At 59.5% G+C, this 9,164-nt stretch carries 20 protein-coding genes; 6 read left to right on the top strand and 14 right to left on the bottom strand.

From position 1 onward, the window contains the following. Positions 1-167 precede the first annotated feature (167 nt). The 13 genes from AC1DIJ_RS24045 to AC1DIJ_RS23985 are packed head-to-tail and all read right to left on the bottom strand — an operon-like array spanning position 168 to position 5,500. Positions 168-578: a hypothetical protein gene (locus AC1DIJ_RS24045; protein WP_477831637.1), complete on the bottom strand. Its 411-nt coding sequence runs from the start codon at positions 576-578 to the stop codon at positions 168-170. Further along, entirely contained in the window at positions 578-808 is a 231-nt protein-coding gene (locus AC1DIJ_RS24040; protein WP_477831636.1) for a hypothetical protein, read from the bottom strand. Before AC1DIJ_RS24040 ends, AC1DIJ_RS24045 begins: the two co-directional genes overlap by 1 nt. Continuing rightward, the gene (locus AC1DIJ_RS24035) at positions 805-1,518 is read right to left on the bottom strand and encodes a hypothetical protein (protein ID WP_477831635.1); all 714 of its coding nucleotides are present in this window, start codon (positions 1,516-1,518) and stop codon (positions 805-807) included. Before AC1DIJ_RS24035 ends, AC1DIJ_RS24040 begins: the two co-directional genes overlap by 4 nt. Further along, a complete protein-coding gene (locus AC1DIJ_RS24030; RefSeq protein ID WP_477831634.1) occupies positions 1,515-1,787 on the bottom strand; it encodes a hypothetical protein in 273 nt (90 codons plus the stop codon). The genes AC1DIJ_RS24035 and AC1DIJ_RS24030 overlap by 4 nt, the downstream gene beginning before the upstream one ends. Further along, positions 1,784-2,140, bottom strand: coding sequence for a hypothetical protein (locus tag AC1DIJ_RS24025; protein ID WP_477831633.1), 357 nt, complete (start codon positions 2,138-2,140; stop codon positions 1,784-1,786). Before AC1DIJ_RS24025 ends, AC1DIJ_RS24030 begins: the two co-directional genes overlap by 4 nt. After that, positions 2,137-2,628 (bottom strand): hypothetical protein, encoded by a 492-nt coding sequence (locus AC1DIJ_RS24020; protein WP_477831632.1) that lies wholly within the window; start codon positions 2,626-2,628, stop codon positions 2,137-2,139. The genes AC1DIJ_RS24025 and AC1DIJ_RS24020 overlap by 4 nt, the downstream gene beginning before the upstream one ends. A 2-nt stretch (positions 2,629-2,630) precedes the next feature. After that, positions 2,631-3,584: a phage recombination protein Bet gene (bet, locus tag AC1DIJ_RS24015; RefSeq protein ID WP_477831631.1), complete on the bottom strand. Its 954-nt coding sequence runs from the start codon at positions 3,582-3,584 to the stop codon at positions 2,631-2,633. A gap of 2 nt (positions 3,585-3,586) precedes the next feature. Then, positions 3,587-4,105 (bottom strand): siphovirus Gp157 family protein, encoded by a 519-nt coding sequence (locus tag AC1DIJ_RS24010; RefSeq protein WP_477831630.1) that lies wholly within the window; start codon positions 4,103-4,105, stop codon positions 3,587-3,589. Further along, the gene (locus AC1DIJ_RS24005) at positions 4,093-4,323 is read right to left on the bottom strand and encodes a hypothetical protein (RefSeq protein WP_477831629.1); all 231 of its coding nucleotides are present in this window, start codon (positions 4,321-4,323) and stop codon (positions 4,093-4,095) included. The genes AC1DIJ_RS24010 and AC1DIJ_RS24005 overlap by 13 nt, the downstream gene beginning before the upstream one ends. Beyond that, entirely contained in the window at positions 4,320-4,574 is a 255-nt protein-coding gene (locus tag AC1DIJ_RS24000) for a hypothetical protein (RefSeq protein WP_477831628.1), read from the bottom strand. The genes AC1DIJ_RS24005 and AC1DIJ_RS24000 overlap by 4 nt, the downstream gene beginning before the upstream one ends. After that, on the bottom strand, positions 4,571-4,849 hold the full coding sequence (locus AC1DIJ_RS23995) for a hypothetical protein (RefSeq protein WP_477831627.1): 279 nt from the start codon (positions 4,847-4,849) through the stop codon (positions 4,571-4,573). The genes AC1DIJ_RS24000 and AC1DIJ_RS23995 overlap by 4 nt, the downstream gene beginning before the upstream one ends. Then, a complete protein-coding gene (locus AC1DIJ_RS23990) occupies positions 4,842-5,105 on the bottom strand; it encodes a hypothetical protein (RefSeq protein WP_477831626.1) in 264 nt (87 codons plus the stop codon). Before AC1DIJ_RS23990 ends, AC1DIJ_RS23995 begins: the two co-directional genes overlap by 8 nt. Beyond that, positions 5,105-5,500 (bottom strand): hypothetical protein, encoded by a 396-nt coding sequence (locus AC1DIJ_RS23985; protein ID WP_477831625.1) that lies wholly within the window; start codon positions 5,498-5,500, stop codon positions 5,105-5,107. The genes AC1DIJ_RS23990 and AC1DIJ_RS23985 overlap by 1 nt, the downstream gene beginning before the upstream one ends. 144 nt (positions 5,501-5,644) lie before the next feature. Here AC1DIJ_RS23985 and AC1DIJ_RS23980 point away from each other — a divergent pair, with 144 nt between their 5' ends. Continuing rightward, positions 5,645-5,926 carry a hypothetical protein gene (locus AC1DIJ_RS23980; RefSeq protein WP_477831624.1) on the top strand — a complete coding sequence of 94 codons (282 nt, stop codon included), beginning with the start codon at positions 5,645-5,647 and terminating at the stop codon, positions 5,924-5,926. On the opposite strand, the gene AC1DIJ_RS23975 is transcribed toward AC1DIJ_RS23980, so the two are convergent. Continuing rightward, on the bottom strand, positions 5,923-6,519 hold the full coding sequence (locus AC1DIJ_RS23975) for a S24 family peptidase (protein ID WP_477831623.1): 597 nt from the start codon (positions 6,517-6,519) through the stop codon (positions 5,923-5,925). The two genes, AC1DIJ_RS23980 and AC1DIJ_RS23975, sit on opposite strands and share 4 nt — an antisense overlap. Positions 6,520-6,649: 130 nt before the next feature. On the opposite strand from AC1DIJ_RS23975, the gene AC1DIJ_RS23970 reads away from it, so the two are divergent. The 5 genes from AC1DIJ_RS23970 to AC1DIJ_RS23950 are packed head-to-tail and all read left to right on the top strand — an operon-like array spanning position 6,650 to position 8,929. Continuing rightward, positions 6,650-6,844, top strand: a complete 195-nt coding sequence (locus AC1DIJ_RS23970) for a hypothetical protein (RefSeq protein WP_477831622.1) — start codon at positions 6,650-6,652, stop codon at positions 6,842-6,844. Continuing rightward, positions 6,841-7,458: a hypothetical protein gene (locus tag AC1DIJ_RS23965; protein ID WP_477831621.1), complete on the top strand. Its 618-nt coding sequence runs from the start codon at positions 6,841-6,843 to the stop codon at positions 7,456-7,458. Before AC1DIJ_RS23970 ends, AC1DIJ_RS23965 begins: the two co-directional genes overlap by 4 nt. Continuing rightward, the gene (locus AC1DIJ_RS23960) at positions 7,459-8,406 is read left to right on the top strand and encodes a hypothetical protein (protein WP_477831620.1); all 948 of its coding nucleotides are present in this window, start codon (positions 7,459-7,461) and stop codon (positions 8,404-8,406) included. It abuts the gene before it with no gap. After that, a complete protein-coding gene (locus tag AC1DIJ_RS23955) occupies positions 8,403-8,747 on the top strand; it encodes a hypothetical protein (protein WP_477831619.1) in 345 nt (114 codons plus the stop codon). The genes AC1DIJ_RS23960 and AC1DIJ_RS23955 overlap by 4 nt, the downstream gene beginning before the upstream one ends. Then, positions 8,744-8,929 carry a hypothetical protein gene (locus AC1DIJ_RS23950; protein WP_477831618.1) on the top strand — a complete coding sequence of 62 codons (186 nt, stop codon included), beginning with the start codon at positions 8,744-8,746 and terminating at the stop codon, positions 8,927-8,929. The genes AC1DIJ_RS23955 and AC1DIJ_RS23950 overlap by 4 nt, the downstream gene beginning before the upstream one ends. Positions 8,930-9,164 lie beyond the last annotated feature (235 nt).

The raw sequence follows: 9,164 nt of genomic DNA, 5'->3' as shown, positions 1-9,164 counted from the left end.
GTTCATGGGCCATGTTGCAGCCGCCGCAACCGGCGCCATCGTGGAACCAAGCACACTGGCCTTCTCCGAATCCACTTTTCTGCGGGCAAGCTGAATTCACGTCGCCAGTCCACGGTGAACCGTTTGGCGCGACCAGCGGACACATTGTTGCTGGGCAATAGCTCATCTCATTGCCCTTTCTGCTGGTCGGACGGCGCGAAGAGGGCGCGGTAGCCAGGCATAATTTTGGTGGAGGTTTTCTCAGGTCGAGCGGCTTTCGGGAACGCCGGGCCGCGGAGCTTCTTCGCCGGCGAGCGCATGCCGAGATACGATTCTTCGACGCGCTTGGCTTTGGCGATGATACCCTGGTCTACGACGGTCTTCGGCTTATGGCAGCACTCGACGCCTAGAAGCTTGCCGTCGTCGGCCGTCAGCTTGCGAGACTTATCGATCTGCAGGGCGTCAGGGACGGTGTGATCGACGTGGAACTTCCTGCGTCCCAGGATCAGGCCGCAGCCCTCGCAGGCGATCTCGCCGCTTTCCAGCATGGCTCGCTTGACGATCTGGGCGTAAACCGCCTTCGTGAATTCCCTCCGCATCAGTGCCTCCTGATGCTCTTCGCCAGCGCGAGAAGCTGGGCGGCTATATCAAGGACGACACGGCCGGGACCGTGAATAGGCGCGGGGATAGGCTGCCGTAGGCGCTCGTCATCGGTACCGACAAGCTCGACACCCCATTTCGCTGCGAACCTGGGCTTCTTGGCTTCGATGATGGAGGCGAAGGGGTCTTCAACCCCACGCGTGTGCGCTTTGACTTTGACGAGGGTCATGCTGCCTCCTTCGACATCGCGTCGATGTTGGCGTGATGAACGGAGTAGGAGTAGGCGACTACCCAGGGGTTCTTAGCGGACGCGCCTGTACCGTTGATGTGATCCCAGAGGGCGAAGTAGCTTTCGCGCGGGTCTCCGTTCCACGTCGAGGCGATGCCTGAGATACCGTAAGTGGGCGCAACCCATTCAAGCCCCTCAGCGATGGCGTCTTCCCGACTGATGTCCTTGAGCCGTTCGACTTTCACTCCCGTGACGACGAGCGTCATGCGGGACATCCAACGTGGCATGTGCATGGCGGGCTTTGGTTTTGTCCAGTCGCCGTACTCGGGGTTGCCGTCAGCCCAATACCAAACATCGCAGCCGACCGGCCATGTTGATGGCGGATCGATCTTCGGGCGAAAATGGCTCGGGCCTGAATACTCTTCGCGCACCCAAAGGCGATCACCAACAGCAGCTTTGAGGGGCACGTACCAGCCGCTTCGACCGGCAGGGTTTGTCTCTGGATCCCAGAGGCCAAGCTTTGAGTGTACGAACTCGACGCAGGGAACGGTTCGCCCGTCAATCGGCTTTAGCACCCCAGTCGTCTCGTATCCTTCGAGCTGCGGGAACCGCGCGAAGGTCTTAGTCAGATCTCTCCGGGTGTTGGTCTTAATGCCAGCACGGTTCGCACAGATCATCTTACCGCTGAAAGGAATAGGGCGGTCGGTCATGCTTCATTCCCCTTCGCCTTTGCCATCATCCGCTCAAGCGGAGACAGGTGATCTTCGACAGCCTTCGCCTTCAACGGCGGCAGGCCGAACTTTTCGAGGTATTTGCGGGAGTGCCGCGCCCATACCTTCCGGCCCCAGCTCGTTGAGGCGAACTCCCAAGGGCGAGCGGCACGCAAGGCTTTCTTGCGGGTGGCAAGATCGGCATCAGCCGGGAGGCTGCGATCGACCTCAGCGACGACGCTTGCGGCGGTGGTCTGCCAGTTGATCATGCCGACCTCCGATCACGGAAATCCCGCCACCTGAGGTATTCCATGAAAGTCATGGACCCATCGTATGCGAGGAAATCGAGATACCGCTGCCTGCTGCGCGAGATCTTTGGAGGAGCAGGGCTCTCCGCTACGGCCGCGCGCTTACCCTCTTCGGTGACGGTGAAGGCGTCGCTTCCGCCGAACAACTCGACAGCAGGGTAGCGCTTCATATAGCCAAGGCCGACGAGCTCCATGCAGAGCGGGTGGTCGACACTGCCTTCACCGGTCACGAAGCGGTTTCGGTAGAAGGTGCCGCGTCCGTACTCATCGAGACCGAGCGAGTGCTGCAGGATGTGGAGAAGCTTCGGGTTCATGCCGCACTCCTCTCCGCACCGACCAGCGCCGAGCACCAGTCCAGCACCTTCTCCTTGCTCTCGGCGAAAGCCCGCTTGTCCATCGAGCGGTAATCCTGGCTGAGGGCGTTGTAGACCGTGACGACGCTGTCTTTGACCGTGACGAGCTGATAGCTGTCATAGGGGCGAATGACGGCGGCGAGCCGCTGCGCCTCGGCTTCCGACTTGCAGGCATGCTGCGTCATCGTGTGGAAGCCGGTGCGGATCAGCGCATATTTCCGCATATGTTCCTCCGTCGGGAACTGCTCGGCATAGCGTTCCGGCAGGCTCTGCCAGATATCGTGCAAGGCGGCGAAATAGTGAGCGTGCGTGGCCGAAGACCGGACATGCAGCTCATCGAGCGTATAGGACTGACCGACGACGAAACGCTCGTCGCACTTCCGTGCCCAATGGCGGTTGGCGGGCTCGAAAGCCTCGCCGGTCCAAATGAAGGGAAGGGGCTGGTTCATACTCAACCACCCGCCAGCGCAACAGTTTCGAGAACCTTCTTATCGTCAACAGCCTTGTCGATCGACGCGTCGATCATCTTCCGCAGGGCGAGAGCATCGCCGGGATGACGAGCCCAGAACATCTGCAGTGCAGCGCGGTTGGTGTCCTGCCACTTGGCGATCTTCCCCGGGGGTGTGGTCTTCAGGTGCTCGATGACGCGATCGACGAACTGGCCGTCAGGCACGTTTTCGAGCGCGAAACCGTCTTCCCACCAGACCGTGATTGAATCCTTGCCGCCGATGGCGCGCATGCGGTTGTCCTGTCGGTCCTGCTCGACGATCTCTGTTGCCGTCATGTCGAGAACTTTGGCGCGGTCAAGCTCAGCCTCGTCATAGAGGCCAGTGAACTGCTCGGGCCATCCAGCGCGAAGCGCCTGCATCTCGGCACACTTGGCGATCATTAGGCGGGGCATCCGGCACCAGTTGCCGGAGCTGTCGAGCGTCTTCTTGCCCGATGGCTTTCGCTTGCCCGCTTCCTGATCGTAAACCCACTCGTCAGAGACGGGCGCGAATTCTTCCCAGAATGCCTGGCCGGCAACTTCGTACCATTCGCCTGACTTCGGGTCCTGCTTCCACAGGAAGGTCGTGGCCGAGATGATGCCCTGAGGATTGATCGGCGACATCATAGCCTTGTCGGTTTCGTAGATCGCTGGTTTGCTGGCTGGCCGATAATCACCGCAGCGCTGCGCAATGACGCGCTGGCCGTCGCGGCTGATGATGATCGTCATCTTTCGCTTGTCAGCTTTGTCTTTGTTGAAAACCATCGGGATGATCTGGCCGAGAAACGGATCCAGTCCCTTGGCGCGTGCGACTTCGCAGAAGAGGTCGAACTCTTCGTTGTTGCAGTCCTTCGCCACTGTGTTCTTCACGAGCGAAATCTGCTTCGGCGTCATGTCGTAGCGGGTCAATGCGTTCATGATCACTTCCTTCTTACGGCCAGGCTGCGAGAACCGTTGTCGAGCGTGGCGCCGGGGATGGTGCCTTCGTCGAGTGCGGCCCTGAGGGCTTTCTTGTCGAGCTTCGGGGCGGGCCGCTCCTGCTCGATCCAGAACTTGGTCGGGATATCGGCCTCGTTGGTGACGATCAGACCGGGGGCGCGCTTCGCCAGCGTCAGCGTGGCGGTTGGCAGCCGGAAGCTATCTTGCTCGGTGGCGATCATCGCCTGTTCGATCGTCGCCTTGATGCGGTCGGCGCGCTCTTCCATACGGCGGCGGCGCTCTGCGAATTCCGCTTCCTTGGCCTTGAGCCCGACGATATGCACGTCGCATTCGTCGATCTCGGCAAGCGCGGCGGTGATCGCCTCGATAAGGGAGGTCTCGCCCTCAATCGTGTCGTTGACCAGTTCCTGATCGTCATCGACACCTTGAGAGCGCAGGTTGATCATCAGGCGCTTTGCAGCCTCTGCCTGACGGGCGATGTTGAATTCTACTTCTGCCATGTGACACATGCCTCCTGGCAATCGAGCGCGCTATCCTTGAGCTGCTGCTCGGACGGGATTGCGCAGATGAAGGTGAGGACGCCGACGGCGGCCACTGCGAGGATGAGGGTGATCGCCTTGTTGATGGCGTCGATCCGGCGAAGGCTCTTCTCGCGGTGCGCGGCTTCGCGCCGGCGGAGGTCTTCGAGACGGGAGGCGATGTCGTCGTGGAAGGTCATGGCTGCACCGCCGACTTGAGCGCCGGGACTTCGCCTTGGAAGTCAGCGCCGCGAACAATCGCAGCAGCCCGGAACACGTCACAGGCATTTCCGCCGTTCAGAACGCCCTGCAGGTCATCGATTCCCCGCTGGATGGTGTCAGGGTACGAGACGAGCTTGCACTCGGCGTCATCCTTGCAGTGCTGGAGGTAGGCGATAGCGGCATGGAGGCCGAGGCGGAGACGGGTGATTTCGTCGCGGGCGTCGGTCATGCTGCACCGCCTTTTGCCTTAGCGATGGCGGCTCGGGCATCGGATGCCCAAGGATCGCAGCTATCGTCTTTCGGCTGGTAGCTTAGGGCATACTTCAGAGCCTCAAGCAGGTCCGGAGCGGCCGAGATCAGCTTTGCGTCGGCTTCGCCATGGACGATTTCCGCCACGCATTCGCCATCGGCAGACCAGTGAATTTCGTATTCAGGCTTGCCGCTTCTGGCGTGGCCGGTCGCATGAGCAGTCCAAGGGCCGGGTGTGTACTTGCTATTACGCATAGAACTGATCCTGCTCGGTGATGCCCATAATCTGGCGGGCGTAGTCGTAATGGGTGGTGACGCGATCCATGGCGCCGCGCAGCCAGTTCGGCCCCTTCACGGCATGCTCAGGCTTGCGGATATGGACGAATCCGATCGCGCCAGCGCGCTGAGCCTCGATCGCCATGTAGGCGTTGCAGTCGGCGAGCGTCTTGGCGCTGTTCCAGCGCTGGTCGCTCTTGCTGCGATCGGTAGCGATGTCTCGGACGTGCTGCATCACGCACCTGCCTTTTCAGACAGTTCATCGAGATCGACGCCCACCTGCTTGAGCAGCGCCTTCTTCTGGTCGTCAGTGAGAAGCTTGCCGTTGAGGAGGGCGTTGATAGTCTTCTCGCCAAGATAAAGCTGACGGGTGACGGTGCCCTTGGGTTCGACGGTATCGACGGTGACGTTCGTGACGATGCGCGAAGTCTCGATACGACTGACGGGGGTGAGCTTGCTGCCGTAGTCGCTGAACCCGGCCAAATCGAGAGCCGCTTTCATGCGCGGGCTGTCATTGTAGGCCTTCATGATTTCGGCCTCGATATTCGAGACTTCCTTGCGGGCGGCCTGAAGGCGCTTCCACGCTGCGCTGTCGAAATCTGAGATGCTGATTTTGAATTCGAGGTTCATTTCCATCTCCGCGCCATGGCGTTTCGTTGATGGAAGTAATGTAGGAAAATTCCTATAATAGTGTCAATAGGAAAAATCCTGCCGATAAGAAATTAATCGACTCGCATAGATTGTTCTTGTTTCGTTCTTCAATCGGAGTCACGATTGGAGCCGCAGAAAATAAAACAGCGGAGAGCAATGATGATCACGTATTTTGTAGTGCAGAGCTTCACCCGTGGAAAAAGGGGAGCGCTTTTAGCGGACACACCCATCCAGGCTACCGATCAGGGCCACGCCTTCAGGATGCTTGAGAGGTTAGCAAAGACGAAGGTAGGTGTTGTAGCGTTTAGCCGGTCGGGCGATCCCACGACGGGCGAATATACGGATGCCATTATCCTTGCGACATTCGGAGAACTGCCGGACGAAGCGGCGGAAATGGCTGCCTAGCGCGCGTTGTACTTCCCGACAACGCGGTGGCAGATTGACCACTCGACCCGGCTCTCGATGAAATCGTCAGCCGGGTTATACTGCTTCAACCGCCATTCCTTGTCGTTGAAGGACGTTAGGCGCTTGATGATCGCTTCGGCCTCGCTGTGTGGCGGCACATGGAAAAGCACGACATCCGTGTCACGGGCAGGCGGTAGGTGGGGATGAACGAGCGCCATATCTCCCGGCCAGTAAGCTGGCTCCATCGAGCTACCTGTAAGGAGAACGCCATACGCGCCCCTGACTCCTTCTAGAACAGCCGGCCGCTTTACTATTTCCACAGGGTCGAAAGTGATTATGACGTGGCCTTCGCCGCCCTGAGCTGCAGCGTAGATCGGGAAGTCTCGTGCTCCCACCAACTCTGAGCCTGGCGTGATGAGAGGCTTGAAGGACGTCGATCTTGCCGGAGCTGCCGGAGCTTTCCCGCCTATGATTTCCCTAATCGTACGCTCGTCACGCTCTTTCAATTCGCGCGGCGTGCCCCGCTCGACGAACTGCTGCACATAGGCGTGGTTCTTGTCGATCGCAGACGACAGCGCCTTGTAATTTGTCACGCCCGCATCGACGGCGTCTTTGATCGCTTGCCTTAGCTCGTCCATAAAAATCCGATTGCAGATTCCTATTCTTACGTCCAATAGGTATTTTCCTCTTGCAAAGCAGGAAATTTCCTACTATCGATAGGGAATGAGCGAGCTAGACGAATTCAAAACCACAATTGAGACGTTCATCGAAAAGACTTCGATGACACCGACGCAGTTCGGGAAGCGCTTTGCAAGCGATCCCCTTTTCGTCTTCCAGCTTCGCGCCGGTCGCGAGCCACGCACGTCGACACGACAAAAGGTGCTTGAAGCCCTCAAGACGGCTGAGGTCGCAGCATGACCGCCGACGAGAAACTGATCAGCGCAAACGCATCCGTCCTCAGCAAGGATGCCATGGCAACGCAATGTGCCAAATTCGCCGAAAGCATTTCCTCTTGCGAACAGCGATGGGCTTATTGCTTCGCTAGAGCGACCTTTTGGTATCAGAGCAAACATGGTCTGACCTCGCGCGTGATTGACCAACGCTCCGTGCCCACCGTCGAGCGGATCACCGGCTGCCGAGGTGCCGCTTTTCGTCTGGCTAAGATCGGAAGCATCGGCATGGAAGAGGCGCTGCATTACCGGTTTCGCGTAAGCGAACGTATGCTGCTGACTGTTGGTGTCATGGAGCCATGGCACATTGGGCACGTGTACCTTGCGCGCTTGGCAGATTATCCGCACGTGATGAAGATAGGCTTCTCGCGCCGCGTGCGGCAGCGACTTGAGGACGTGGAATCGAAGGCTAAGCTTCGGCTTCTCGTCCCCCGTTTGATCGTTGGGACAATGCTCGATGAGCAGTGGCAGCATCGCCAATATCAAGATTTCCGGATCAGCGGTGAATGGTTCTTCGATCCAGCGTCGAGCGAGCGCAGCCTCCCGCCATTCCTTGCTGTCAACACGAAGAGGGCCGCGTAAATGCTTTCCTCCAAGACCCTCAAGGAAATCGTATCCGAAGCCCGGCCGATCATCGAGCGCCAGCTCGACGACGCCGAGATGATTGCAGGCCTGCGCGATGTCGTGGCCAACGCTGGCGGCGACTGGTCCGCTCTCAAGGCGTTGATCAAAGCCCAGATCCAAGACGAGCGCGACGAGACTGGCAACGGCAAGCGCGTCAAGAAGATTTTGGACAAGGCCGGGTTCTCGACCGACTACGCGAGCATGCTCGGCTGGTCGAATATGAACGAGAAAAATTTTTCTGCCGACGAGGACTTCGACCCGATCACCGGCGAGTTCGTCGATCGCGAGAAGGCGATCAGGGAGAAGGGCCTTGCCGGTGCGCTGAGCGCGGCCCTCGGCATTGAGGTCGAGATCGTCCGTACCAATCCCGTAGCGAACGTCGAGGAGGGGGCAACCGGCGCGATAGCTGCTGCTTCCAGTGATCCGGCTGGTAGGACCGATGAGGACAGTGAACGTCAGCACTCCTCGACGGTCGGCTTTACTGACGATTGCCGTACCGGAGGCAAGGAGCAGTCGGATGCGTCCGCTGCACCGGTAGGGGAGGCCGACGCACGTAGTCTCCCCGCCACCAATTCCCCATCGGACGACGATGCAATCGCTGAAGTGAACGGCAGCGCCGGACTTGCGAACGTCGTTGACGTTGAACCGTCGTCGTCTGACCCCATCGACGTGGCCTCTCAAGGCGAAGCCACCGACCTCGAACAGCATGGAGGCGACGATGTAGATGGCAGCGCGGTGCGCGCAGATACCTCGAACACGGCCGGCGGGACCGTTAGTAACCCTCCGGCCAAACCTCTCAGACCACATTGCCTTCGCCCTGAGAACTGCGGCGGCTACGGGAGCAATCATTGCTTCGCCTGCAAGCGAGCCGCCAAGGCGCACGAACACGAGGAGGAAGCAGCATGAGCACCTGGTGGGATCGCGCGACCGACGCGCAGCGGCTTGAACAGATCGACGCTGGCATCGAGCTTGGCATGAGCAGCAAGCAGATAGCCATGAACCTTCGCGTCGAGGCGGACCAGCGCGGCATCAGTAAGCTGGTCTACTTCGCCAACTCGCACGGCAGGCATTTCTCGCGCTTCACGCAGCGGTCCACGCGCCGCGCCGCCGGCATGACAGGAGGCATCGTCAGTTCTCGTCGCCGCGGCATCCCTGATTACACGGTCAGCAGCGCGCATGAAATCTTCGGCGCTCGGGACAGCGAGGCTTACGAGCTTTCGGTTCTCGATACGGAGGATGCCGCATGATCGAAACAAAATCATCCCTCGATATCCATGCTGAAGTGTCTCGTTTGAGCGCGATCACGACCCACGACGGAACGGTCATCATCAATGACCCGGATGTCGGCTCCGTTTCCGGACGCAATCGCTTCGAGGCTGAACAGGAAATTGTGCGCCGGAAGGCTGCGCTGAAGGCGAGGGCGGTATGACCATCATCATCGGCTTCACTGCCTGGACACTTCTGTCTGTCCCGCTGGCGATCCTAACTGCGAAGGTTCTCGGCTTCGTCACCCGCGATTGACGGGCAACACCTCCGGCCCGTCATCGATCGTCCCGGCTGTCCTCCTCCCGAGCCGGGACGATCGCCTGAATTCTCAAAGTCCTCTTGTTCGCGATCCTCATAACGACCGCATGAACGAGAGGCCCGATTGAAGGGGGTGACGA

It is taken from the genome of Rhizobium sp. 10N427, assembly GCF_056394605.1.
This window is presented reverse-complemented; position numbering and strand designations above follow the sequence as displayed.

Coding starts and splice junctions, on each gene's coding strand:
- AC1DIJ_RS24045 (WP_477831637.1), bottom strand. CDS start 578: ATGCGGAGGGAATTCACGAAGGCGGTTTACGCCCAGATCGTCAAGCGA.
- AC1DIJ_RS24040 (WP_477831636.1), bottom strand. CDS start 808: ATGACCCTCGTCAAAGTCAAAGCGCACACGCGTGGGGTTGAAGACCCC.
- AC1DIJ_RS24035 (WP_477831635.1), bottom strand. CDS start 1,518: ATGACCGACCGCCCTATTCCTTTCAGCGGTAAGATGATCTGTGCGAAC.
- AC1DIJ_RS24030 (WP_477831634.1), bottom strand. CDS start 1,787: ATGATCAACTGGCAGACCACCGCCGCAAGCGTCGTCGCTGAGGTCGAT.
- AC1DIJ_RS24025 (WP_477831633.1), bottom strand. CDS start 2,140: ATGAACCCGAAGCTTCTCCACATCCTGCAGCACTCGCTCGGTCTCGAT.
- AC1DIJ_RS24020 (WP_477831632.1), bottom strand. CDS start 2,628: ATGAACCAGCCCCTTCCCTTCATTTGGACCGGCGAGGCTTTCGAGCCC.
- bet (WP_477831631.1), bottom strand. CDS start 3,584: ATGAACGCATTGACCCGCTACGACATGACGCCGAAGCAGATTTCGCTC.
- AC1DIJ_RS24010 (WP_477831630.1), bottom strand. CDS start 4,105: ATGGCAGAAGTAGAATTCAACATCGCCCGTCAGGCAGAGGCTGCAAAG.
- AC1DIJ_RS24005 (WP_477831629.1), bottom strand. CDS start 4,323: ATGACCTTCCACGACGACATCGCCTCCCGTCTCGAAGACCTCCGCCGG.
- AC1DIJ_RS24000 (WP_477831628.1), bottom strand. CDS start 4,574: ATGACCGACGCCCGCGACGAAATCACCCGTCTCCGCCTCGGCCTCCAT.
- AC1DIJ_RS23995 (WP_477831627.1), bottom strand. CDS start 4,849: ATGCGTAATAGCAAGTACACACCCGGCCCTTGGACTGCTCATGCGACC.
- AC1DIJ_RS23990 (WP_477831626.1), bottom strand. CDS start 5,105: ATGCAGCACGTCCGAGACATCGCTACCGATCGCAGCAAGAGCGACCAG.
- AC1DIJ_RS23985 (WP_477831625.1), bottom strand. CDS start 5,500: ATGAACCTCGAATTCAAAATCAGCATCTCAGATTTCGACAGCGCAGCG.
- AC1DIJ_RS23970 (WP_477831622.1), top strand. CDS start 6,650: ATGAGCGAGCTAGACGAATTCAAAACCACAATTGAGACGTTCATCGAA.
- AC1DIJ_RS23965 (WP_477831621.1), top strand. CDS start 6,841: ATGACCGCCGACGAGAAACTGATCAGCGCAAACGCATCCGTCCTCAGC.
- AC1DIJ_RS23960 (WP_477831620.1), top strand. CDS start 7,459: ATGCTTTCCTCCAAGACCCTCAAGGAAATCGTATCCGAAGCCCGGCCG.
- AC1DIJ_RS23955 (WP_477831619.1), top strand. CDS start 8,403: ATGAGCACCTGGTGGGATCGCGCGACCGACGCGCAGCGGCTTGAACAG.
- AC1DIJ_RS23950 (WP_477831618.1), top strand. CDS start 8,744: ATGATCGAAACAAAATCATCCCTCGATATCCATGCTGAAGTGTCTCGT.